General features: G+C 72.6%; 23 protein-coding genes. 17 read left to right on the top strand and 6 right to left on the bottom strand.

Translation table 11 applies throughout. The features are described 5' to 3' along the window. Nucleotide 1: 1 nt before the first annotated feature. From AB0O09_RS04390 to AB0O09_RS04335, 12 genes are all read left to right on the top strand, one after another. Entirely contained in the window at nucleotides 2–922 is a 921-nt protein-coding gene (locus AB0O09_RS04390) for a ribonuclease Z (RefSeq protein WP_363540042.1), read from the top strand. A gap of 331 nt (nucleotides 923–1,253) precedes the next feature. Next, nucleotides 1,254–2,279: a PhoH family protein gene (locus tag AB0O09_RS04385; protein ID WP_344622746.1), complete on the top strand. Its 1,026-nt coding sequence runs from the start codon at nucleotides 1,254–1,256 to the stop codon at nucleotides 2,277–2,279. Nucleotides 2,280–2,293: 14 nt separating this feature from the next. Then, the gene (ybeY, locus tag AB0O09_RS04380) at nucleotides 2,294–2,788 is read left to right on the top strand and encodes an rRNA maturation RNase YbeY (RefSeq protein WP_263105453.1); all 495 of its coding nucleotides are present in this window, start codon (nucleotides 2,294–2,296) and stop codon (nucleotides 2,786–2,788) included. A gap of 13 nt (nucleotides 2,789–2,801) precedes the next feature. Beyond that, nucleotides 2,802–4,136, top strand: a complete 1,335-nt coding sequence (locus tag AB0O09_RS04375; protein WP_344622623.1) for a hemolysin family protein — start codon at nucleotides 2,802–2,804, stop codon at nucleotides 4,134–4,136. Nucleotides 4,137–4,250: 114 nt separating this feature from the next. Continuing rightward, a complete protein-coding gene (locus AB0O09_RS04370; protein ID WP_363540039.1) occupies nucleotides 4,251–4,487 on the top strand; it encodes a hypothetical protein in 237 nt (78 codons plus the stop codon). A gap of 19 nt (nucleotides 4,488–4,506) precedes the next feature. Further along, nucleotides 4,507–5,043 carry a DUF4383 domain-containing protein gene (locus AB0O09_RS04365; protein ID WP_363540037.1) on the top strand — a complete coding sequence of 179 codons (537 nt, stop codon included), beginning with the start codon at nucleotides 4,507–4,509 and terminating at the stop codon, nucleotides 5,041–5,043. Nucleotides 5,044–5,187: 144 nt separating this feature from the next. Then, the gene (locus AB0O09_RS04360; RefSeq protein ID WP_363540035.1) at nucleotides 5,188–6,186 is read left to right on the top strand and encodes an aldo/keto reductase; all 999 of its coding nucleotides are present in this window, start codon (nucleotides 5,188–5,190) and stop codon (nucleotides 6,184–6,186) included. A gap of 71 nt (nucleotides 6,187–6,257) precedes the next feature. Further along, the gene (locus tag AB0O09_RS04355; protein ID WP_363540033.1) at nucleotides 6,258–6,611 is read left to right on the top strand and encodes a cytidine deaminase; all 354 of its coding nucleotides are present in this window, start codon (nucleotides 6,258–6,260) and stop codon (nucleotides 6,609–6,611) included. 150 nt (nucleotides 6,612–6,761) lie between these two features. Then, the gene (locus AB0O09_RS04350) at nucleotides 6,762–6,917 is read left to right on the top strand and encodes a hypothetical protein (RefSeq protein ID WP_159400980.1); all 156 of its coding nucleotides are present in this window, start codon (nucleotides 6,762–6,764) and stop codon (nucleotides 6,915–6,917) included. Between the two features lie 57 nt (nucleotides 6,918–6,974). After that, nucleotides 6,975–7,904 (top strand): GTPase Era, encoded by a 930-nt coding sequence (gene era, locus AB0O09_RS04345; protein ID WP_363540031.1) that lies wholly within the window; start codon nucleotides 6,975–6,977, stop codon nucleotides 7,902–7,904. A gap of 192 nt (nucleotides 7,905–8,096) precedes the next feature. Continuing rightward, entirely contained in the window at nucleotides 8,097–9,575 is a 1,479-nt protein-coding gene (locus AB0O09_RS04340; protein ID WP_363540029.1) for an insulinase family protein, read from the top strand. Nucleotides 9,576–9,641: 66 nt separating this feature from the next. Further along, nucleotides 9,642–10,220 (top strand): hypothetical protein, encoded by a 579-nt coding sequence (locus AB0O09_RS04335; protein ID WP_363540027.1) that lies wholly within the window; start codon nucleotides 9,642–9,644, stop codon nucleotides 10,218–10,220. A 34-nt stretch (nucleotides 10,221–10,254) separates the two neighbouring features. Here AB0O09_RS04335 and AB0O09_RS04330 read toward each other — a convergent pair whose 3' ends face one another. After that, nucleotides 10,255–10,521 carry a protealysin inhibitor emfourin gene (locus AB0O09_RS04330; protein WP_363540025.1) on the bottom strand — a complete coding sequence of 89 codons (267 nt, stop codon included), beginning with the start codon at nucleotides 10,519–10,521 and terminating at the stop codon, nucleotides 10,255–10,257. A 63-nt stretch (nucleotides 10,522–10,584) separates the two neighbouring features. Continuing rightward, entirely contained in the window at nucleotides 10,585–11,616 is a 1,032-nt protein-coding gene (locus AB0O09_RS04325) for a M4 family metallopeptidase (RefSeq protein ID WP_344622632.1), read from the bottom strand. A 310-nt stretch (nucleotides 11,617–11,926) separates the two neighbouring features. Between AB0O09_RS04325 and leuA the strand changes: the two genes are divergently transcribed. The 4 genes from leuA to AB0O09_RS04305 all read left to right on the top strand — a co-directional run bounded on the left by leuA (nucleotide 11,927) and on the right by AB0O09_RS04305 (nucleotide 16,601). Continuing rightward, the gene (gene leuA / locus AB0O09_RS04320) at nucleotides 11,927–13,708 is read left to right on the top strand and encodes a 2-isopropylmalate synthase (protein ID WP_363540023.1); all 1,782 of its coding nucleotides are present in this window, start codon (nucleotides 11,927–11,929) and stop codon (nucleotides 13,706–13,708) included. Nucleotides 13,709–13,970: 262 nt separating this feature from the next. Further along, the gene (locus AB0O09_RS04315; protein WP_363540021.1) at nucleotides 13,971–14,648 is read left to right on the top strand and encodes a TerB family tellurite resistance protein; all 678 of its coding nucleotides are present in this window, start codon (nucleotides 13,971–13,973) and stop codon (nucleotides 14,646–14,648) included. A gap of 352 nt (nucleotides 14,649–15,000) precedes the next feature. Further along, nucleotides 15,001–15,747 carry a DNA repair protein RecO gene (recO, locus tag AB0O09_RS04310; protein WP_359978291.1) on the top strand — a complete coding sequence of 249 codons (747 nt, stop codon included), beginning with the start codon at nucleotides 15,001–15,003 and terminating at the stop codon, nucleotides 15,745–15,747. A gap of 2 nt (nucleotides 15,748–15,749) precedes the next feature. Then, nucleotides 15,750–16,601, top strand: a complete 852-nt coding sequence (locus AB0O09_RS04305) for an isoprenyl transferase (RefSeq protein ID WP_344622636.1) — start codon at nucleotides 15,750–15,752, stop codon at nucleotides 16,599–16,601. Between the two features lie 177 nt (nucleotides 16,602–16,778). On the opposite strand, the gene AB0O09_RS04300 is transcribed toward AB0O09_RS04305, so the two are convergent. The 4 genes from AB0O09_RS04300 to AB0O09_RS04285 are packed head-to-tail and all read right to left on the bottom strand — an operon-like array spanning nucleotide 16,779 to nucleotide 20,123. Then, complete coding sequence (locus AB0O09_RS04300; RefSeq protein ID WP_344622637.1) at nucleotides 16,779–17,189, bottom strand: Fur family transcriptional regulator; 411 nt, start codon at nucleotides 17,187–17,189, stop codon at nucleotides 16,779–16,781. A 35-nt stretch (nucleotides 17,190–17,224) separates the two neighbouring features. Beyond that, the gene (locus tag AB0O09_RS04295; protein ID WP_363540200.1) at nucleotides 17,225–18,220 is read right to left on the bottom strand and encodes a metal ABC transporter permease; all 996 of its coding nucleotides are present in this window, start codon (nucleotides 18,218–18,220) and stop codon (nucleotides 17,225–17,227) included. Then, nucleotides 18,220–19,134 (bottom strand): metal ABC transporter ATP-binding protein, encoded by a 915-nt coding sequence (locus tag AB0O09_RS04290; protein WP_363540018.1) that lies wholly within the window; start codon nucleotides 19,132–19,134, stop codon nucleotides 18,220–18,222. The genes AB0O09_RS04295 and AB0O09_RS04290 overlap by 1 nt, the downstream gene beginning before the upstream one ends. Nucleotides 19,135–19,148: 14 nt before the next feature. After that, a complete protein-coding gene (locus AB0O09_RS04285; RefSeq protein ID WP_363540016.1) occupies nucleotides 19,149–20,123 on the bottom strand; it encodes a metal ABC transporter substrate-binding protein in 975 nt (324 codons plus the stop codon). Nucleotides 20,124–20,637: 514 nt separating this feature from the next. On the opposite strand from AB0O09_RS04285, the gene AB0O09_RS04280 reads away from it, so the two are divergent. After that, complete coding sequence (locus tag AB0O09_RS04280) at nucleotides 20,638–22,020, top strand: glycine--tRNA ligase (protein WP_363540014.1); 1,383 nt, start codon at nucleotides 20,638–20,640, stop codon at nucleotides 22,018–22,020. Nucleotides 22,021–22,087 lie beyond the last annotated feature (67 nt).

The following is a 22,087-nucleotide window of genomic DNA, read 5'->3' as shown; positions in this document are numbered from 1 at the left end:
GGTGTCCCAGCGCGAACTCGTCGTCCTCGGCACCGCCAGCCAGGTGCCCACCCGGCACCGCAACCACAACGGCTACCTCCTGCGCTGGGACGGCGAGGGCCTGCTCTTCGACCCCGGCGAGGGCACCCAGCGGCAGATGCTGCACGCCGGCGTCTCCGCCACCCAGATCACCCGGATCGCCGTCACCCACTTCCACGGCGACCACTGCCTGGGGCTGGCCGGCGTTGTCCAGCGGATCAACCTGGACCGGGTCCCGCACCCGGTGGACGCCTACTACCCGGCCTCCGGCCAGGTCTTCTTCGACCGGCTGCGGTACGCCTCCGCCTTCCACGAGACCGCCGAGCTGCGGCAGCGGCCGATCCTCGACCCCGGCCCGCTGGAGGCCCCCGGCGCGCCGTTCGAGCTGTCCGCGGCCCGGCTGTCGCACCCGGTGGAGTCCCTCGGCTACCGGCTCACCGAGCCGGACAGCCGCCGGATGCTGCCCGAGCGGCTCGCCGCCCTGGGCCTGCGCGGGCCCGCGGTCGGCGCCCTCCAGCAGCACGGCCGGGTCGAGGTGGACGGCCGCACCGTCACCCTGGACGAGGTCAGCGAGGTGCGGCCCGGCCAGCGCTTCGCCTTCGTGATGGACACCCGGCTGTGCGACGGCGTCGACGAGCTCGCCGAGGGCGCCGACATGCTGGTCATCGAGGCCACCTTCGTGGACGCCGACGAGCACCTGGCGTCCGAGCACGGCCACCTCACCGCGGCGCAGGCCGCCCGGGTCGCGGCCGCGGCCGGGGTGCGGACCCTCGTCCTCACGCACTTCTCGCAGCGCTACCCCGTCCTCGACCAGCACCTCGCCGAGGCCCGCAAGCACTTCGACGGCGAGATCGTGATCGCCGAGGACCTCGCCCGCGTCCCGGTGCCCCGCCGCCGGGTCTAGGACGTGCACGCACCGCAAGGGCGTGCGGATGCCTCCGCGCGCCCCTGGTGCGGCCGGGGCGGAAAACCACTCGCGCGGTCCGGGCGGGTGGCCCACCATCGAATCCGGCCTCCGCGGGGCGGAGCCGCGCCGCCCCTGCCCTCCGGGAGAGGGCCCGTGCGGCGTACCCTGGTGACCTCGGACACCCCGAGCTGCACCCCGAGACGACGGATTGGGATGAGGCAGGCCGCAGCGCCGACCCATGAGTGACACACCGCAGACCCGTACCAACGGACAGCCGCGCCGTGAGGCGCAGGCCAGCACCCGGATCGTGATCCCCGAGAAGCACCCCATGGTGACGCTGCTGGGTGCGGCCGACTCGCTCCTGCGAGTGATCGAGCAGGGGTTCCCGCAGACCGACATCCACGTGCGCGGCAACGAGGTGACAGCCACCGGCGACCGCTCCGAGATCAGGTTGGTCGAGCAGCTCTTCAACGAGATGATGCTGGTGCTCCGCACCGGCCAACCCCTGACGGAGGACGCCGTGGAGCGTTCCATCGCGATGCTCAGGAGCGCCGCCGACAACCCGGACCACCCGGCGCCCTCCGAGGTGTTCACGGCGAACATCCTGTCCAACCGGGGCCGCACGATCCGCCCCAAGACGCTCAACCAGCAGCGCTACGTCGACGCGATCGACAAGCACACGATCGTCTTCGGCCTCGGCCCCGCCGGCACCGGCAAGACCTACCTGGCCATGGCCAAGGCCGTGCAGGCCCTCCAGGCCAAGGAGGTCAACCGGATCATCCTGACCCGGCCGGCCGTCGAGGCGGGGGAGCGGCTGGGCTTCCTGCCCGGCACCCTCTACGAGAAGATCGACCCGTACCTGCGCCCGCTCTACGACGCGCTGCACGACATGATGGACCCGGACTCGATCCCCCGGCTGATGGCCGCGGGCACCATCGAGGTCGCCCCGCTCGCCTACATGCGAGGCCGCACCCTCAACGACGCCTTCATCATCCTGGACGAGGCCCAGAACACCTCGCCCGAGCAGATGAAGATGTTCCTGACCAGGCTCGGCTTCAACTCGCGCGTGGTGGTCACCGGCGACACCAGCCAGATCGACCTGCCGGGCGGCACCCGCAGCGGCCTCAAGGTCGTCCAGGAGATCCTCGCCGACGTGCCGGACATCCACTTCTCGGTGCTGACCAGCACCGACGTGGTGCGGCACAAGCTGGTCGGCCGGATCGTGGACGCCTACGAGCGCTGGGACGCCCAGCAGGAGGCCGACCAGGCCGCCACCGACCGCAAGCCCGTCCAGCGCCGGGGCGCCCGCGCCCCGCGTCAGTCCCAACGCCAGTCCCACCGCACCGAAAGCTGAGTCACAAGCCCTCCATGTCGATCGACATCGCCAACGAGTCCGGGTGGGACGTCGACGAGGAAGCCATCCTCGACGTCGCCCGCTTCGCCCTCGACAAGATGCGGATCCACCCGCAGTCCGAGCTCTCCGTGATCCTGGTCGACAGCGACGCGATGGCGGAGCTGCACGTCCAGTGGATGGACCTGCCCGGGCCCACCGACGTGATGTCCTTCCCGATGGACGAGCTGCGTCCCGGCAAGGAGGGCCAGGAGCTGCCGCAGGGCCTGCTGGGCGACATCGTGCTCTGCCCCGAGGTGGCCCAGCAGCAGGGCAAGGCCGCCCCCTCGCAGCACTCGATGGACGAGGAGCTGCAGCTGCTCACCGTCCACGGGGTGCTCCACGTGCTCGGCTACGACCACGAGGAGCCGGACGAGGAGAAGGAGATGTTCGGGCTGCAGAAGCGCATCCTGGACGACTGGCGCTCCGGCCGCGGCCTGTCCGGGATCTCCCCGGCGCCGACCGTCCACTGAGGGCCGGCCGCTTGTGAGTGGTGATAGTACGAGCTTCCTCGTCGGGGCTCTGCTGCTGGTCGTGGTCGGCTGGCTCGCCGCGTGCGCCGAGGCCGGCATCTCCCGGGTCTCCCGGTTCCGTGCCGAGGAGGCCGTCCGGGCGGGCCGCAAGGGATCGGCCCGGCTGCTGACGGTGGCCACCGACCCGATCCGCTACCTCAACCTGGCCACCCTGATCCGGGTGGCCTGCGAGATGGCGGCGGCCGTCCTGGTCACCGTGGTCTTCGTGCGGAACGTCGACAAGACCTGGCAGGCGGTGCTCTCCGCGATCGCGGTGATGGTGCTGGTCTCCTTCGTCGCGGTGGGCGTCTCGCCGCGCACCATCGGCCGCCAGCACCCGCTGACCACCTCGACCGCCGCCTCCTTCGTGCTGCTGCCGCTGGCCCGCATCCTCGGGCCGATCCCGCGGCTGCTGATCCTGGTCGGCAACGCGCTGACCCCGGGCAAGGGCTACAAGGAGGGTCCGTTCGCCTCCGAGGCGGAGCTGCGGGCCCTGGTCGACCTCGCCGAGAAGGACGACCTGATCGAGGACGAGGAGCGCCGCATGGTGCACTCCGTCTTCGAGCTCGGCGACACCATCGTCCGTGAGGTGATGGTGCCGCGCACCGACCTGGTGATGATCGAGCGGCACAAGAGCATCCGGCAGGCGCTGACCCTGGCGCTGCGCTCCGGCTTCTCGCGGATCCCGGTGGTCGGCGACAACGAGGACGACGTGGTCGGCATCGTCTACCTCAAGGACCTGATCCGGCGCACCCACGTCAACCGGGACGCCGAGTCCGAGCAGGTCGGCACGGTCATGCGGCCCGCCGTCTTCGTCCCGGACTCCAAGCCCGCCGCCGACCTGCTGCGCGAGATGCAGCAGATGCGCTCGCACGTGGCGATCGTGATCGACGAGTACGGCGGCACGGCCGGCCTGGTCACCATCGAGGACATCCTGGAGGAGATCGTCGGCGAGATCACCGACGAGTACGACCGGGAGATCGCCCCGGTCGAGGACCTCGGCGACGGCTCGTACCGGATCACCGCGCGGCTGCTGGTCGAGGACCTCGGTGAGCTGTTCGGCCTGGAGCTGGAGGACGAGGACGTCGAGACCGTCGGCGGCCTGCTCGCCAAGCACCTCGGCCGGGTGCCGATCCCCGGCTCGTCCTGCGACATCCCCGTCCCGGACGAGACGGCCACCGACCTGGTGGCGATCCGGCTGAGCGCCGAGAGCTCGGCCGGCCGCCGCAACCGCATCGACACCGTCGTCGCCGCGCCCGTCCGGGCCGTCGAGGACCCGGAGGACGAGCTCGCCGACCAGCAGAGCTGACCCCCGCCACCGCGCCACGGCCGGTCCCCCGCACCCGGGGGACCGGCCGTTCGTGTGACGACGGGCCCCGCCCGCGTTTGCCGCCGGGGCCCGGGCGTTTGCACCATGGAGGGTATGACGCACCAACTGCGCGCGGAGTACGGCCCGGCGGGCCGGTCCGGCGAGGTGAGCAGGTGGCACATCGTCCGGACCGCCAACCCCGCCGAGGGCATGTGCGGCGCCACGATCGAACCCGATGCCGAGACCAGGCCGGAGACGGACTGGGGGACGGGGCTGCGGACCTGCCAGCAGTGCGGTTCGCTCTACCTCCACGAGATCCCCTTCCACCGCGACTACCACGGCCACGGCTGACGTACGGCGGAGGCAGCAGATGAAACTGCAAGACGAACTTCCCGTGGACCACCGGCTCGCCCGGATCTACCGCTGGACCGCGGGCCTCGGCGGCGTGTTCCTGGTGGTCTTCGGCATCCTCGGGCTCGTCGACCAGGTCGGCTTCTTCGACACCGACGGCAAGGAGACCCTGGGCCTGTCCAGCAACGGCGCCCTCAGCGTGCTGTCCATCGTGGTCGGCGCGATCCTCATGATCGGCGCGGTGATCGGCGGCAACTTCGCGTCCACCCTGAACATGGTCGTCGGCGTGGTGTTCATCCTCGCCGGCTTCGTCGGCCTCATGGTGCTCGACAGCAGCGCCAACCGGCTGGCCTTCCAGATCCCCAACGTGGTGTTCAGCTTCGCCTTCGGCTTCGCGGTGCTCACCTTCGGCATGTACGGCAGGGTGAGCGGCCACCTGCCGCACGACAACCCGTACTGGCGCGAGCGCCACAGCGGCCCGCAGACCGCGCCCAACGGCCCGCCGACCCTCGTCAAGGTGCTCAAGCCGGGCCCGCCCAACCCGATCGGCCACTGAACCGCACCCCGACGGCCGCGGGAACCAGGAGGCCGGGACGCCCGCCGTCCCGGTCTCCGGCGCGCCCGGCGAAGTCCTTTGACGGACCGTCGGATTCCGGGGGAGGGTGGGCGCCGACCGCACACCACCCACGGAGGGGGACGGATGAGCGAGCGCTCGCTCGGAGGACTGCAGACCGCACCCGTCGGCTTCGGAGCCATGGTGCTCTCGCCCGGCATGTACGGGCGGACCGACGACGACCGGGGCGTCGCCGCCCTGCACGCCGCGCTGGACGCCGGCGCCACGATGATCGACACCGCCGACGGCTACGGTGCAGACGGCCACAACGAGGCCCTCGTCGGCCGGGCGGTCGCCGGCCGACGCGACGAGGTGGTGATCGCCACCAAGTTCGGCTTCCGCATCCCGGAGGGCGCCGAAGCGCACAGCTTCCCGGTCGGCTACTCCTTCGGCGAGCTGGCCGTCAACGCCGAGCCGAAGTACGTGCGCGGCTACGCCGAGCAGTCGCTGCGCAACCTCGGCACCGACGTCATCGACCTGTACTACCCGCACTTCCCCGACCCGCAGGTGCCCTTCGAGGACACCGTCGGCGCCGTCGCCGACCTTGTCGCCGCCGGCCTGGTCCGCCACCTCGGCCTCTCCAACGTGACCGCCGGGCAGCTGCGCGCCGCGCACGCCGTCCACCCGGTGGCCGCCGTCCAGACCCAGTGGTCGATGTGGCAGCCCGTCGACCCGGAGCTGCTCGCCGCCGCCCGCGAACTCGGCGTCGGCCTGGTCGCCTGGAGCCCGCTCGGCGGCGGCTTCCTCACCGGCACCGTCCAGCAGCTCGGCGAGGACGACTTCCGCCGGCACATCCCCCGCTTCGACGGGGCCAACCTGCAGACCAACAACGACCGCTACGCGCCGCTGCGCGGCATCGCCGCCGACCTCGGCCTGACCCCCGGGCAGCTGGCGCTGGCCTGGCTGCTGCACCAGGACGAGCACGTGGTGCCGATCCCCGGCAGCCGGACCCCCGCCCACATCGCCGAGAACACCGCCGCAGCCGGAGTGGCGCTGGACGCCGCCGTGCTGCACCGCATCGACGAGGCCCTCGCCCTGTTCGCCCCGGCCGGCCGGGGTGCCCTGCTGGCGGAGGGCGACGGCTGACCGGGCCGGCGGGTGTCCGCCCCGCGGTCCGGCGCGGACGGCGCGGCGGCGCCCGCCTATGCTCAGGGCTCATGAGCGAGATCACCGAACTGGATCCCGAGGACAAGAAGATCATCACCCTGGCCCGCTCGGTCCGCGCCCGCAACGGCGTGGCGGAGGGGGCCGCGGTGCGCGACGAGACCGGCCGCACCTACACGGCCGGCAGCGTCTCGCTGGAGTCGCTGCGGCTCAGCGCACTGCAGACCGCGGTGGCCATGGCCGTCGCCAGCGGCGCCAAGGGCCTGGAGGCCGCCGCCGTGGTCACCGAGGCCGAGACCCCGGCCGAGGTCGACCTCGCGGCCGTGCGCGACCTCGGCGGCGCCGGCACCCCGCTGCTGCTGGCGGGCCCCGACGGCGCCCTGCGGAGCCGTACCGAGGCCCGCTGAGACCCGCCCGCCGGGCCGGTCCCGCCCGATAGCCTGATGACCGGCCCGGCGGGGGCGGGGCCGTGCGGACGGCACCGTCCCGGTGCACGGGAGCGGCGCACGGGAGCAGTGCCGGGGAACGGCGCAGGGGAACGGCACAGGGGAGGGGACATGGGCGTACTGGCGTTCTTCGCGGGGCTGCTGCTCACCGTCATGGGCTTCGGCCGCTGGCGGGAGACCGGCTCGCCGTACTGGCTGATCGGCTCGCTCGTCCTGCTGGTCCTCGTCCTGGTCGGCGCACTGACCGGAGGCAAGAAGACCGGCTGAGTCGCCCGCCGTGGCACGCGTCCGTCCGGCCGCCGGTGATCAGGGAGAATGGTGCCCATGAATGCCCCTTCCTCCCCGTACCGCTCCGGGTTCGCGTGCTTCGTCGGCCGTCCCAACGCGGGCAAGTCGACCCTGACCAACGCCCTGGTCGGGACGAAGGTCGCGATCACCTCCGACCGACCGCAGACCACCCGGCACACCGTGCGCGGCATCGTGCACCGCCCGGACGCGCAGCTCGTCCTGGTCGACACCCCGGGCCTGCACAAGCCGCGCACCCTGCTCGGCGAGCGGCTCAACGACCTCGTCCGCACCACCTGGGCGGAGGTCGACGTGATCGGCTTCTGCCTGCCCGCCGACCAGAAGCTCGGCCCGGGCGACCGGTTCATCGCCAAGGAGCTCGCCGAGGTCCGCAAGACCCCCAAGGTCGCGATCGTCACCAAGACCGACCTGGTCGACTCCAAGCGGCTGGCCGAGCAGCTGATCGCCATCCAGCAGCTCGGTGCGGAGCTCGGCATCGAGTGGGCCGAGATCATCCCGGTCTCCGCCGTCGGCGACAAGCAGGTCTCGCTGGTGGGCGACCTGATCACCAAGCTGCTCCCCGAGGGCCAGCCGCTCTACCCGGACGGCGACCTGACCGACGAGCCCGAGCAGATCATGGTCGCCGAGCTGATCCGCGAGGCCGCCCTGGAGGGCGTCCGCGACGAGCTGCCGCACTCGCTCGCCGTGGTGGTCGAGGAGATGCTCCCGCGCGAGGGCCGGCCGGCCGACCGCCCGCTGCTCGACATCCACGCCAACGTGTACATCGAGCGGCAGAGCCAGAAGGCGATCGTCATCGGCGCCAAGGGCTCCCGGCTCAAGCACGTCGGCACCACCGCCCGCAAGCACATCGAGGCGCTGCTCGGCACGCCCGTCTACCTCGACCTGCACGTCAAGGTCGCCAAGGACTGGCAGCGCGACCCGAAGCAGCTGCGCAAGCTGGGCTTCTGAGCAGCCACCCCGCAGCACTGCGACACCGCAGCACCGCACGGCCCGCCGGCACCCCGCCGGCGGGCCGTCGCCGTTGCGGGAACCGTGCCAACGCCAGCCGCGGGCAAGGGGCGTGCGCGGCGCGGCCGCGGTCATGTACTCCGTCATCGAATCGTCACAATCGGATCGACCGATTCCCCTTATGATCGCCCGGTGAATCACGAGGTCGTCGACGGAATCCCCGTCCTGTGGGCGGAAGCGCCCGGACCGCTCGAAGCGGTCCTCATGTTCGGGTGCGGCGCGCAGGACGAGACGCTGCGCACCCTGGGCACCACCCACATGATCGAGCACCTGGCGATGAGCACCCTGCCGCGGCTGCACCACGACCACAACGCCTCGGTCGACCTGCTGACCACCCAGTTCACCTGCACCGGCCGCCCCGAGCAGGTCACCGCCTTCCTCGCCGCGGTCTGCGAGGCGCTCACCGCGCTGCCGCTGGACCGCATCGAGCAGGAGGCCGGCGTCCTCGCGGCCGAGGACGGCAGGGTCGCCGACCCGATGACCGGCGAGCTCCTCTCCCACCGCTACGGCGCCCAGGGCCCCGGCCTCGCCGCCTTCCGCGGCCCCGGCGCGGACCGCATCCCCGTCGAGGCCGTCCGCGGGACCGTCGAACGGTACTTCCACCGCAACAACGCCGTCCTCCTGCTGACCGGCCCGCCCCCGGCGGGCCTGCGCCTGCCGCTGCCCGACGGCCAGCGGCCCGACCGCAGCACCCCCCGGCCCGTCCTGCACACCGGCCCGTCCTGGCGCCACGAGGACGTGCCCGGCCCCGGCATCGCCCTGCACGGCGACCTCGACGATCCGGCGCTGCTGCTCGCCTGCAAGGTCCTCTCCGAGCGCCTGCGCGCCACCGTCCGCCACGAGCACGGCCTCTCCTACGACGTCGGCGGCGACGCCGTCCACGCCGGCCCCGGCCGGGGCGAGCGCACCGTCTGCCTGGACGCCCGCGAGGGCCAGGAGGCACGGGTCGCCGAACTCCTCTGGGCGGGAGCGCTCCGCCTCGCCGCCGAGGGCCCCACCGATGCCGAACTCGCCGAGGAGGTCACCGGGCTCCGCGAGCTCTTCGAGGACCCGCGCTCGGTCACCCACGAGCTCGGCGAGGCCGCCGGCGCCCTGCTCTTCGGCGATGTTCGCCAGGACGCGCAGACCCGCCTCGCCGCCCTCGAGAAGGTCACCCCGGACCAGGCCCGGGAGGCGTTCGCCCGTGCGCTGGAGACCGTGCTGCTCGTGGTGCCCTGCGACGCGGAGGTCGAGGCGGTGCTGCCGGACGGCCGCCCGCTGCCCGCCTACTCCTGTGCCACCGTGCGCGACCTGCCCTCCGGCGCCGCGGTGTTCCGTCCGCCGCTCAGTGCCCGGCTGCGCTCCTCGGAGGCCCGCCGGGCCCGTCTCGCGGTCGACGACAGGGGCCTGTGGGCGCGCGAACCCGACGGCGGGGTGCACCACGTGCCGTTCGCCGAGGTGGTGGGCGTCGAGATGCGCGGCCCCGGCCGGGTCGTCTTCGGCCGCGACGCCTGCGTGATCCCGGTGGTGCCGGAGCTGTGGGCCGGCATCGGCGCGGCCGTCGACGCCGTGGACGCCGCCGTGCCCGAGCACCTGCGGTACGCCGCCTCGGCCTTCCGCCCCGCGGACTGAGCCCCCGCCCTTCCCCCGCCTTCCCGTCGCCTTCCCAGCGCCCGTTCCGCCGACCGGAGTTCCGCCGTGCCCACCTTCGCCGCCGTCACCGCCGCCGACACCGACCGGGTCCGGGCCGCCCTCGGGCGGTCCAGGCTCGGCGGTTACCTCTACCCGGGCGCACCCGGCGGCACGGCGGTCCTCTTCGACCCGCCGAAGCCGCGGTTCGGCCGGATCTCCCGTTCCCGGCTGCTCGACCCGGCCTTCGACCTCGCGTTCGAACTCAAGACCCCGGTCTGGGTGCTGGAGGACGACGGGCGGTACGCCGGCGCCACGGCCTGCTTCGCCGGCGGCGGCTTCCGCGAACTGAGCTGGGCCGCGGACTGGACGCCGCCCACGGACGCGGCGGCCCTTGCCGCGCACCGCGCGGAGTGGGACGCGTACTGCACGAGGACCGCCGAGAAGGCCGGACTGCCCGACCCCGCCGCGCTGGCCGCCGTCCGCAACGACCCGGCGCCGGACGGCAGTCGGCCGAGTGGCGAGGAGGTGCTCCGCCGGCTGTGCGCGGTGGTCGGCGCCCCGGACACCGCCGTCGGACAGTCGCTGTTCCATCGGGCCGGGCCGCGCGGGCGGGACTTCGTCCGCTTCGAGGCGCGTCGCCGCTGACGGACGGGCGCGGCCCCGGACGCCCGCGCGGCCCTCAGGCGCCCTCGCGCATGACCAGGCCGACCAGTTCGCGCTGGGAGTCGGTGAGCTTCGGGTCGGCGCAGTAGACGGTGCGGCCGTCCACCGTGATCTCGTAGTGGAATCCGTCCGGCACGCCGTACGAGGGGGCGCGCAGCCCGCCGGCCATCGCCTCTCGGGCCAGTGCGTGCACGTGCGGTGCGTCGGGGCGCGAGGCGGTGTCCAGCTCGGCGTGCTTGGCGTGGCCGGCGAAGCCGCCGGTCCTGGTGACCTGGATACGCATGGTTGTCAGTGTGCTACGCAGGGCTGGGCTTTGCCGAGGTCTTTCACAGAGTCCACCCGTACCTCAGGTTGTGCTGATTCCCACCTGTGACCACGCGTCGGCCACCGCGTCCGCGACGCCGCTCACCCGGGGGTTGTGCGAGCTCGCGGTGGCGACCGTCGCCCGGGCGAAGGCGGCGAAGTCGGTGGTGGGGGAGAGCCGGCCGCTGGTGAGGGTGTCGTACCAGATCCGGCCGGCGCCCTCCCAGGCGTGGCCGCCGATCGCGACCGCCGCGAGGTAGAAGGCGCGGTTGGGGATGCCGGAGTTGATGTGCACCCCGCCGGAGTCGCTCCGGGTGCGGACGTAGCCGTCCATGTGCGCGGGCTGCGGGTCGGTGCCGAGCCGGTCGTCGTCGTAGGCGGTGCCGGGGGCCTTCATCGAGCGCAGGGCGACCCCGCGCACCCCGGGGGCGAGCAGGCCGGCACCGATCAGCCAGTCCGCCTCCTCGGCCCGCTGGCCGAGTGCGTACTGCTTGACCAGGGAGCCGAAGACGTCGGAGAGCGACTCGTTGAGCGCGCCCGGCTGGTCCCGGTACTCCAGGTCGGCGGTGAACTGCGTGACGCCGTGCGTGAGTTCGTGGCCGATGACGTCCAGGCAGACGGTGAAGTCGACGAAGATCTCGCCGTCCCCGTCGCCGAAGACCATCCGGCTGCCGTTCCAGAAGGCGTTGTCGTAGCGGTCGCCGTAGTGGACGGTGGCGTCCAGCGGCAGCCAGGCGTCGTCGATCGAGGCCCGGCCGTACACCTCGCGGTAGAGCTCGAAGGTGGCGCCGAGGCCGTCGTAGGCGCGGTCGGCGGAGTCGTCGGCGACCGGCCCGCCGCCCTCGGTGCGCACGGTGCGGCCGGGCAGCGTCTCGGTGTGGCCGGCGTCGGCGACGGTGCGGGTCAGCCGGTGCGGCGCGGCCGCGGCGGAGGGGACGGCGAGCAGCCGCTGCTCGCGCAGGGCGGTGTCGACGGCCACCGAGCGCCGGGCCGGCGCGTGGCCCAGGTCGGCCAGTCGGTCGAGGATGTGGGGCGGGACGATGGCGCAGCACGGGTACGCGGGAGTCGCAGCCATGTCGCCCAGGGTGACGCATCCATGACGAGATGTCACGACCCCTGCAGGAAGCGAACCGTCTCAGTGGGTGGAATCGTGGTGGGCTTCACTTCGTGTGCCCGGGGAGCTGGGTTACGCTGGGGAGCATCATGCGTTACGGGCTGCTTCTTCTTAGCTGCCGCGGCGAGGGCCTGTAGTCCATCGGAGGCCGGCTCCCTCGCCGCGGGGAGTCGTGTTGCACCCTTTTCTGGATGCGGCACACCAGTCGGCCGAGTTCGGGTGTCCAAGCCCCGATCAGCCCGCAATCGACATGGAAGCCGAGAGTCACCCCATGACCGAGCAGTCGTCCGTCGCCCGCGCGTTCATCGACCGCCCCACCCCGATCACGGCACACACGGTCCAGCAGAAGCCCTCGGGCATGCCGTTCCACCGCTACGTACCCTTCGGCACCGTCGACCTGCCCGACCGCACATGGCCGAGCAAGGTGATCACGCAGGCCCCGCGCTGGCTGTCCACCGACCTGCGGGACGGCAACCAGGCCCTGATCGACCCGATGTCCCCGGCCCGCAAGCGCAAGATGTTCGACCTGCTGGTGCGCATGGGCTACAAGGAGATCGAGGTCGGCTTCCCGTCCTCCGGCGCCACCGACTTCGCCTTCGTGCGTTCCCTGATCGAGGAGGACGCGATCCCCGAGGACGTCACGATCTCGGTGCTGACCCAGGCCCGCGAGGACCTGATCGAGCGCACCGTGGAGTCCCTGAAGGGCGCCGCCCGGGCCACCGTCCACCTGTACAACGCCACCTCGCCGCTGTTCCGCCGGGTGGTCTTCAAGGGCAGCAAGGACGACATCAAGGCGATCGCCGTGGACGGCACCCGCCTGGTGATGGAGTACGCGGAGAAGATCCTGGGCGACGAGACCGTCCTGGGCTACGAGTACTCGCCGGAGATCTTCATCGACACCGAGCTGGACTTCGCCCTGGAGGTCTGCGAGGCGGTCATGGACGTCTGGCAGCCGGGCGAGGGCCGCGAGATCATCCTGAACCTGCCGACCACCGTCGAGCGGTCCACCCCGAACGTCTACGCCGACAAGATCGAGTGGATGTCGCGGAACCTGTCCCGCCGCGAGTTCGTCTGCCTGTCCACCCACCCGCACAACGACCGCGGCACCGGCGTCGCCTCCGCCGAGCTGGCCGTGATGGCCGGCGCCGACCGCGTCGAGGGCTGCCTGTTCGGCCAGGGCGAGCGCACCGGCAACCTGGACCTGGTCAACGTCGGCATGAACCTGTTCTCGCAGGGCGTCGACCCGATGATCGACTTCTCGGACATCGACGAGATCCGTCGCACCGCCGAGTACTGCAACCAGATGGGCGTCGCCGAGCGCCACCCCTACGCCGGCGACCTGGTCTACACCTCCTTCTCCGGCTCCCACCAGGACGCCATCAAGAAGGGCTTCGACGCCCTGGAGGCCGACGCGGCCGCCGCCGGCGTCCCGGTCTCCGACTTCACCTGGGGCGTCCCGTACCTGCCGATCGACCCCAAGGACGTCGGCCGCTCGTACGAGGCCGTGATCCGGGTCAACAGCCAGTCCGGCAAGGGCGGCATCGCGTACGTCCTGAAGAACGACCACAAGCTGGACCTGCCGCGCCGGATGCAGATCGAGTTCTCGAAGAACATCCAGTCGAAGACCGACGCCGAGGGCGGCGAGGTCACCCCGGCCGAGATCTGGGCGGTCTTCCAGGACGAGTACCTGCCGACCCCGGACAACGCGTGGGGCCGCATCTCGCTGGACGGCCCGCGCAGCCTGACCACCGAGAACGGCCGCGACGTGCTGCACGCCGAGGCCGTGGTGGACGGCGAGCGCACCGCGCTGACCGGCTCCGGCAACGGCCCGGTCTCCGCCTTCGTCGACGCGCTGGCCGGCATCGGCCTGGACGTCCGCGTCCTGGACTACGCCGAGCACGCGCTGAGCGAGGGCGGCGACGCCCAGGCCGCCGCCTACGTCGAGTGCGCCGTCGACGGCAAGGTGCTGTGGGGCGTCGGCATCGACGGCAACACCGTGCTGGCCTCGCTGAAGGCCCTGGTGAGCGCCGTCAACCGCGCGCAGCGCAGCTGACACGCCGAAGCGACGTGTACGAGGGGCCGCCCGCGGGGGCGGCCCCTCGCCGCGTTTCCGGGCCGTCCGGCCCCTCCCGCCACCCCGTGTGTCCTGCGCCACATTTTTTCGCCCCGGCACCCGTTCGGGGTGCTGACACGTGCCCGTAACCGTGGCAACATCGACGCACCGGAACCGGGGTCGGTGGGACGGCCAGCGGAGTCCGGTCGCGTGACCTGCCCGCAGACGTGCAGGCCGCCTGCCATGTCTGGGGAGTGGCGCCGTGACAGGGTTGTGGGGTGTCCGTCCTCGCTGGCGGACTGACGTCCTCGGTGACTTCTTCTGCCCGGGCTGCGGCGGCGACCGCAACTACCGCCGACAGCACGGCCGGCGGTGGCTGCGGTTGCTCGGCACCCCGGTCCTGCCGCTCGGCCCGGTCATCGGCAGCGTGCAGTGCACCAGCTGCCACGGCCGCCACGGCGTCGAGGCACTGGAGCAGCTCACCTCCGTCCGGCTCGCCGCGATGCTCCGCGACGCCCAGTACACCGTCGCCCTCGCCGTCCTCGCCGCCGGCGGATCCGGCAGCCGGGCCGGCCGTGACGCCGCCTGCGCCCTGATCCGCGAGGCCGGCTTCGACGACTGCGGCGAGGCCCAGGTCCTCGCCTCCCTCGCCGCCCTCACCGGCCGCAGCGGAGGCGAACCCCAGGACGTCGACGACACCGCCGCGAGCGGCGCCGGCGGCCTCGCCATCGAACTCCACGCCGCCCTCGAACCGCTCGCCCCGCACCTGGCGCCGGCCGGCCGCGAACGGCTCGTCCTGCAGGGCGCCTGGATCGCCCTCGCCGACGGCGGCTACCTGCCGCAGGAGCGCGCCGCCCTCGCCGCCGTCGGGCGCTGCCTGCGGATCGGCCCCCCGCGGGTCGAGGACCTGCTGGAGGACGCGACCCGCGCCCCGCGCTGACGACGCCGCCCCCCGCCCGCCCGCGCCCTCCCACGTCCTGCCGTCCCCTCCCGCGTCCTCGCGTCCCTTCCCGCGTCCTCGCGTCCCTTCCCGCGCCGCCCGTTTCCCGGGCCGCGCCCCCGACCGGGCCCGACTCCCCCCTCCCGGGCCCGCCGTGACCCGCACCGACAGGGCAGCCCCCCGGCCCCGGTGCGGGGCTCACGGCTGCCCGCGGACGGCCGTGCGGACCGCCGCGCGGAGCGGTCCATGAGCGTCGGGTCGGTCGTGCGGGTCCGCCCGGAGACCCGGTCGGCGTGCGCGAGAATGGGGGGATGCCGATACTGCCCACCGCCGTCGCCCGGAGTGCCGCCGCATGAGCCTGTTCCGCGACGACGGCGTGGTGCTGCGCACCCAGAAGCTCGGCGAGGCCGACCGGATCATCACCCTGCTCACCCGCCAGCACGGCCGGGTCCGGGCCGTCGCCCGCGGCGTGCGCCGCACCAAGTCGAAGTTCGGCGCCCGGCTGGAGCCGTTCTCCCACGTCGACGTGCAGTTCTTCAGCCGGGGCAGCGACCTGGTCGGCCGCTCCCTGCCGCTGTGCACCCAGGTCGAGACCATCGCCCCGTACGGCGGCCGGATCGTCGGCGACTACGCCCGCTACACCGCCGGCACCGCCATGCTGGAGACGGCCGAGCGCTTCGCCGAGAACGAGGGCGAGCCCGCCGTCCAGCAGTACCTGCTCCTGGTCGGCGGCCTGCGCACGCTCGCCGCGGGGGAGCACGAGTCGCACCTGGTGCTCGACGCCTTCCTGCTGCGCTCGCTCGCGGTCAACGGCTACGGCGCGAGTTTCGGCGCGTGCGCCAAGTGCGGCCTGCCCGGACCCAACCGGTTCTTCTCGCTCCAGGCGGGCGGCGTGCTCTGCGCCGACTGTCGGGTCCCTGGAAGTGCCGTACCCTCCCCTGAGACACTGGTCCTGCTCGGCGCACTGCTGTCGGGGGACTGGCAGACGGCGGACGCCTGCGAGCCGCGCTACTGGCGCGAGGGCAGCGGGCTGGTGGCCGCCTATCTGCAGTGGCACCTGGAGCGGGGCATCCGCTCGATGAGATACGTGGAGAAGTGAGCATGGCAGCACGACGGCTCTTCGGCAGCAAGCAGCGGGTGTACGAGACCCCGGCGCCGCACCCGAGCGGCGCCCGTCCGCCGAAGATCCCCGGCGAGCTGGTGCCCAACCACGTGGCCTGCGTGATGGACGGCAACGGCCGCTGGGCCAAGGAGCGCGGCCTGCCCCGCACCGAGGGCCACAAGGTCGGCGAGGCCGTCGTCCTCGACGTGCTCCGCGGCTGCCTGGAGATCGGCGTCAAGAACCTCTCGCTCTACGCTTTCTCCACCGAGAACTGGAAGCGGTCCCCGGAGGAGGTGAAGTTCCTGATGAACTTCAACCGGGACGTCATCCGCCGCCGCCGCGACGAGATGGACGCCATGGGCATCCGCATCCGCTGGGCCGGCCGCATGCCGAAGATGTGGAAGAGCGTCGTCCAGGAGCTCCAGGTCGCCCAGGAGCAGACCAAGGACAACACCGCCATGACGCTGTACTTCTGCGTCAACTACGGCGGCCGCGCCGAGATCGCCGACGCCGCCCAGGCCATCGCCCGCGACGTCGCCGCCGGCCGGCTCGACCCCAAGAAGGTCAACGAGAAGACCTTCGCCAAGTACCTGTACTACCCCGACATGCCGGACGTCGACCTGTTCCTGCGCCCCAGCGGTGAGCAGCGCACCTCCAACTTCCTCGCCTGGCAGTCCGCCTACGCCGAGTTCGTCTTCCAGGACGTGCTCTGGCCGGACTTCGACCGCCGCGACCTGTGGCGCGCCTGCGAGCAGTACGCGCGGCGCGACCGCCGCTTCGGCGGGGCGATCCCCAACGAGGTGGAGGCCGCCGCCGAGGCCGCCGCCGCGGAGCTCCCGGCCCAGCGCTGACGGGCCGCACCCGCCTTCCGCGAACACGTGAGAGGCCCGGGCCGACCGGCCCGGGCCTCTCACGTGTTCAGGTGCGGTGCTGTTCCGGCGCCGTGTGCTCCGGCCCCGCATGTTCGGGTGCCGCTTGGTCCGGTGCCGCTTGTTCCGGCGCCGTGCGTGCGGGTGCTGCCCGCGCGGTCAGGCCTTCTGCGCGCAGTTCCCGCAGGTGCCGAAGATCTCCAGGGTGTGCGCGATGTCGCTGAAGCCGTGCTCGGCGGCGACCGCGTTCGCCCAGTGCTCCACCGCCGGACCCTCCACCTCGACCGTCGCACCGCAGGTGCGGCACACCAGGTGGTGGTGGTGCCCGCTGCTGCACCGCCGGTAGACCGCCTCGCCCTCGGACGTCCGCAGCACGTCCACCTCACCGGCCTCGGCGAGGGACTGCAGCGTGCGGTAGACCGTGGTCAGACCCACCGAGTCGCCCCGGTGCTTGAGCATGTCGTGCAGCTCCTGCGCGCTGCGGAAGTCCTCGATCTCGTCCAGCACCGCCGAGACGGCGGCTCGCTGCCGAGTGGATCGGGCTCGCGGCGTCGGGCCTGCGGTGGTCACCGTGGGTCCTCCTGGGGGTGGGATGCTGTCGCACCTCATTGTGCCAGCCCCCGGCCCGCGGACGGCTCGCTCTCGCGCCGTCCGTTCCGCCCCGTGGACGCCCCCTCCCGATCCGGAGCCTCCGCCGTCCGGCCCGCCGTCCGGCCCGCCGTCCGGCCCGCCGACTGGGCGGGCAGCACCACGTCGCAGACCTCCGGACCGGAGTCCGGCGCGGCCCGGTGCCGCCGCCGGGCCAGCGGGCCCGCCACCGCGCCCAGCAGGGCGAAGGCGGCGATCGCGAGCAGCACGATCGCGGGGCCGGACGGCACGTCGGCCTGGTACGAGCCGGCCACCCCGAGCACCGCCACGGTGATCCCGAGGCCGACCGCCGCCGCCTGGGTCGCCCGGAAGGAACGCGTCACCTGCTGCGCGGCCGCCACCGGGACGACCATCAGCGCACTGACCAGCAGCAGTCCGACGACCCGCATCGCCACCGTCACGGTGACCGCGGCCATCACGGCCAGCAGCAGGTTCAGCACCCGGACGGGGATCCCGGTGACCCGGGCGAACTCCTCGTCCTGGCAGATCGCGAACAGCTGGCGGCGCAGCCCGAAGGTGACGGCCACGACCACCGCGGCCAGTACGGCGATGGTGGCGAGGTCCCCGGGGCCCACGGTGAGGATGGACCCCCACAGGTAGCTCTCCAGGTTGCCGCTGCCGGCCTGGGCGCTCACGCTGACCAGCAGCTTGCCGCAGGCCATGCCGCCGTAGAAGAGCATCGCGAGGGCGATGTCGCCGCGCTGGTTGCCGCGCGAGCGGACGAGTTCCATCACGACCGCGCCCAGCACGCAGACCAGGACGGCCATCCAGACCGGGCTGGTCTGGAACAGGAAGCCGAGGCCGACGCCGGTGAGGGCGACGTGCCCGATGCCGTCGCCCATCAGCGCCTGGCGCCGCTGCACCAGGTAGACGCCGACGGCCGGCGCGGTGATCCCGACCAGCACGGCGGCGACCAGCGCCCGCTGCATGAAGTCGAATTGCAGCATCTCGATCATGCGAGCAGTCCTCGGGGGTGGGTGTGGTCGTCGGCGTGCGGGTGGACGTGGTCGTGGCCGGGCAGGGCGTGCTGTCCGACCCCCTGGGGCGGCGGGCCGTCGTGCGCCACGCAGCCGTCCCGCAGCACCACGGCCCGGTCGATGAGCGGCTCCAGCGGGCCGAGCTCGTGCAGGACGAGCAGGACGGCGCAGCCGCGGTCGGCCTCCCGGCCCAGGATGTCGGCGAGCACCTGCTGGCTGGCGACGTCGACGCCGGCCATCGGCTCGTCCATGATCAGCAGGTCCGGTTCGCCGACCAGGGCGCGGGCGATCAGCACCCGCTGGTGCTGGCCGCCGGAGAGCCCGGTCACGCCGTCCTCGGCGCGGTCCAGCATGCCGACCGCGGCCAGCGCCCGGTCGACCGCCGCCCGGTCGCGTCGGCGGAACGGCAGCAGCCGGTGCTGCGGCAGCCGTCCGGTGGAGACCACCTCGCGGACGGTCGCCGGGACGCCGCCGGCGGCGGTGGTGCGCTGCGGCACGTACCCGATCCGGCGCCAGGCACGGAACGAGCGGTACGGGGTGCCGAACAGCTCCAGGTGCCCGCGGTCCAGCGGGACGCCGCCGACCACCGCCTTGACGGTGGTCGACTTGCCCGAGCCGTTGGCGCCGAGCAGGGCCACCACCTCGCCGGGGCGGACGGTGAGGTCCACGCCGCGCAGCACCGGGCGGCCGCCGACCGAGGCGACCGCCTCGCGGAGACGGACGGCCGGCGGCCGGCCGTCGGGGGCTGTGTCGGGTGCCGCCTCTGGTGCCGCCTCAGGGGTTGCGTCGGGCGTGGTGGCTTCGGGCGTGGTGGCCTCGGACGCGGCGGGGGCTTGGGACGCGGTGGTGGTTTCGGGCGCGGTGGTGCGCTCGGGGAGGACTGGGCTCATGGCGTGGTGTCCCGTCAGCTGGTGGCGCCGAGCGCCGCCCGGAGGTTGGTCAGGTTCTGCCGCATCACGGAGAAGTAGTCGCCCTTGCCGTTCTTGATGCCCTCGATGGGGTCGAGCACGGCGGTCCGCAGCTTCAGGTCCTTGGCGACGCTGGTGGCGAGCGCGGGGCTCACCAGGCTCTCGAAGAAGATGGTGGTGACGCCGTGCTCCCGGGCCGCCCGCTGGATCGTGGCGAGCCGGGTCGGGCTGGGCTCGGCCTCCGGGTCGACCCCGTTGATCGCGATCTGCTCCAGACCGTAGTGGTCGGCGAGGTAGCCGAAGGCGGCGTGGCTGGTGACGAAGGCCTTCGTCCCCGAGCCCTTCAGGCCGTCCCGGAACTCCGTGTCCAGCGCGGTGAGGCGGGTGACCAGGTCGGCGGTGTTCTTCTCGTAGTCGGCGGCGTGCGCCGGGTCGGCGTCGGCGAACGCCGCACCGACCGCCTCGGCGACCGCCGCGTACCGGGTCGGGTCGAGCCAGATGTGCGGGTCGCCGGCCGGGCCGCCGTGCTCGTGACCGTGGCCGGCGGCCTCCTCGCCGCCCTCGTCGAGGTGGTGGTCGACCAGCGGGGAGGCCGCGGTGGCGTCGACGACGTGCTTGGAGTGGGACTGCTCGACCGCCTTGTCGACCGTCGGCTGCAGGCCCTTCAGGTAGAGGACCGCCCCGGCCTTCTGGACGGCGCCGACCTGCCTGGCGGTGAGTTCGAGGTCGTGCGGCTCCACGCCGGCGGCCGTCAGATCGGTCACCTTCACGTGCTCGCCGCCGATCTGCGAGGCGAGGAACTCCATCGGGTAGAAGGACGCGACCACCGACAGTCTGCCGCCGGCGTCCTGCGCACTGCTGGTGCCGCCGCAGGCCGTCAGCGCGAGGGCGGCGGCGAGGGCAGTGGCGGTGAGGGCGACGGCCTTGGCAGGGCGGCGGCGGGTGCCGCCGGAGGGTCGGGGGAGCGTCATGACAACCATTCTCATCTTATGTGGAAATGATTGTCAACTCACCCGATTGGGTGAGGTGCGTCCGCTGCGCGGGTGGACCGCGGTGGGCCGGCGGGGTGGCCGGCGGCCCGGACGGGTGTGGGAAGGCCTGCGAGCGGGTGGGTCCAGGAGGGCGGCGAGCGGGTGGGTTCAGGAGGGCGGCGAGCGGGTGGGTTCAGGAGGGCGGCGAGCGGGTGGGTTCAGGAGGGCGGCGAGCGGGTGGGCGCGCGGGGGTCGGGGAGCGGGTGGGTTCAGGAGGCCTGCGAGCGGGTGGGTTCAGGAGGGCGGCGAGCGGGTGGGCGCGCGGGGGTCGGGGAGGTGGCGTGTGGGTGGGAGCCCTGGAGCCGGGCGGGAGAGTGCCGTCCGAACGCCCCGGGAACATGCGGTGCGGCCGATACTGATGTGACTGCACCACCCCCGAGCCCGGTAACCTGAGGTATTCGGGTGCGTGCAACCAGCCGTGCCCAGACCGTGCCGTCGTACTGAAGAGAGCACTGTGGCCGCCGACAAGATCGACACGATCGTCAGCCTGAGCAAGCGCCGTGGCTTCGTCTACCCCTGCAGCGAGATCTACGGCGGTACCCGCGCCGCCTGGGACTACGGTCCGCTGGGTGTCGAGCTCAAGGAGAACATCAAGCGCCTGTGGTGGCGGGCGATGGTCACCGCTCGTGAGGACGTCGTCGGAATCGACTCCTCGGTGATCCTGGCCAAGGAGGTCTGGGAGGCCTCCGGCCACGTCGCCACCTTCAACGACCCGCTCACCGAGTGCCTCTCCTGTCACAAGCGCTTCCGCGCCGACCACCTGGAAGAGGCGTACGAGGCCAAGCACGGCAAGCTGCCCGCCAACGGCCTCGCCGACATCAACTGCCCGAACTGCGGGAACAAGGGCTCCTTCACGGAGCCCAAGGAGTTCTCGGGCATGCTGAAGACGCACCTCGGCCCGGTCGAGGACGGCTCCGGCCTCGCGTACCTCCGCCCGGAGACCGCGCAGGGCATCTTCACCAACTTCAAGGCCGTCCAGACCACCTCGCGCAAGAAGCCGCCGTTCGGCATCGCCCAGGTCGGCAAGAGCTTCCGCAACGAGATCACGCCCGGCAACTTCATCTTCCGCACCCGCGAGTTCGAGCAGATGGAGATGGAGTTCTTCGTCAAGCCGGGCGAGGATGAGAAGTGGCACGAGTACTGGCTCGAGCAGCGCTGGAACTGGTACCGCGACCTCGGCCTGCGCGAGGAGAACATGCGCTTCTTCGAGCACCCGAAGGAGAAGCTCTCCCACTACGCCAAGCGCACGGTCGACATCGAGTACCGCTTCAACTTCGGCGGCACCGAGTTCTCCGAGCTCGAGGGCATCGCCAACCGCACGGACTACGACCTCGCCGTGCACAGCGAGCACTCCGGCCAGGACCTCAAGTACTTCGACCAGGAGTCCGGCGAGCGCTACTTCCCGTACGTCATCGAGCCGGCAGCCGGCCTCAACCGTGCCATGCTCGCCTTCCTCATCGACGCCTACTTCGAGGACGAGGCCCCCAACGCCAAGGGCCAGATGGAGAAGCGCGTCGGCATGCGGCTCGACCCGCGCCTCGCCCCCGTCAAGGTCGCGGTGCTCCCGCTCTCCCGCAACGCCGACCTCTCGCCGAAGGCCCGCGGCCTCGCCGCCGACCTGCGCACCGCGTGGAACGTCGACTTCGACGACGCCGGCGCCATCGGCAAGCGTTACCGCCGCCAGGACGAGATCGGCACGCCGTTCTGCGTCACCGTCGACTTCGACACCCTCGAGGACAACGCGGTGACCGTGCGCGAGCGCGACACCATGGCGCAGGAGCGCGTCTCCCTCGACCAGGTGAAGTCCTACCTGGCCGCCCGCCTGATCGGCTGCTGACCTCGGTACGACGCCCTTCGGTCCGCCGACCCGGCCCCCTCCGCTGCAGAGCTCTGCAGCAGAGGGG

Origin of the sequence: Kitasatospora sp. NPDC093679, assembly GCF_040683455.1 — a bacterium.
GTDB classification, from domain to species: domain Bacteria; phylum Actinomycetota; class Actinomycetes; order Streptomycetales; family Streptomycetaceae; genus Kitasatospora; species Kitasatospora arboriphila.
This window is presented reverse-complemented; position numbering and strand designations above follow the sequence as displayed.

Excerpts from the sequence above, each read along its gene's own strand:
- AB0O09_RS04285 (WP_363540016.1), bottom strand. The coding sequence starts at position 20,123 with ATGACGCTCCCCCGACCCTCCGGCGGCACCCGCCGCCGCCCTGCCAAG.
- AB0O09_RS04370 (WP_363540039.1), top strand. The coding sequence starts at position 4,251 with ATGACGCACCAACTGCGCGCGGAGTACGGCCCGGCGGGCCGGTCCGGC.
- AB0O09_RS04330 (WP_363540025.1), bottom strand. The coding sequence starts at position 10,521 with ATGCGTATCCAGGTCACCAGGACCGGCGGCTTCGCCGGCCACGCCAAG.
- ybeY (WP_263105453.1), top strand. The coding sequence starts at position 2,294 with ATGTCGATCGACATCGCCAACGAGTCCGGGTGGGACGTCGACGAGGAA.
- AB0O09_RS04305 (WP_344622636.1), top strand. The coding sequence starts at position 15,750 with ATGGCAGCACGACGGCTCTTCGGCAGCAAGCAGCGGGTGTACGAGACC.
- recO (WP_359978291.1), top strand. The coding sequence starts at position 15,001 with ATGAGCCTGTTCCGCGACGACGGCGTGGTGCTGCGCACCCAGAAGCTC.
- AB0O09_RS04325 (WP_344622632.1), bottom strand. The coding sequence starts at position 11,616 with ATGGCTGCGACTCCCGCGTACCCGTGCTGCGCCATCGTCCCGCCCCAC.
- leuA (WP_363540023.1), top strand. The coding sequence starts at position 11,927 with ATGACCGAGCAGTCGTCCGTCGCCCGCGCGTTCATCGACCGCCCCACC.
- AB0O09_RS04385 (WP_344622746.1), top strand. The coding sequence starts at position 1,254 with ATGGTGACGCTGCTGGGTGCGGCCGACTCGCTCCTGCGAGTGATCGAG.
- AB0O09_RS04365 (WP_363540037.1), top strand. The coding sequence starts at position 4,507 with ATGAAACTGCAAGACGAACTTCCCGTGGACCACCGGCTCGCCCGGATC.
- era (WP_363540031.1), top strand. The coding sequence starts at position 6,975 with ATGAATGCCCCTTCCTCCCCGTACCGCTCCGGGTTCGCGTGCTTCGTC.
- AB0O09_RS04355 (WP_363540033.1), top strand. The coding sequence starts at position 6,258 with ATGAGCGAGATCACCGAACTGGATCCCGAGGACAAGAAGATCATCACC.
- AB0O09_RS04360 (WP_363540035.1), top strand. The coding sequence starts at position 5,188 with ATGAGCGAGCGCTCGCTCGGAGGACTGCAGACCGCACCCGTCGGCTTC.
- AB0O09_RS04290 (WP_363540018.1), bottom strand. The coding sequence starts at position 19,134 with ATGAGCCCAGTCCTCCCCGAGCGCACCACCGCGCCCGAAACCACCACC.
- AB0O09_RS04350 (WP_159400980.1), top strand. The coding sequence starts at position 6,762 with ATGGGCGTACTGGCGTTCTTCGCGGGGCTGCTGCTCACCGTCATGGGC.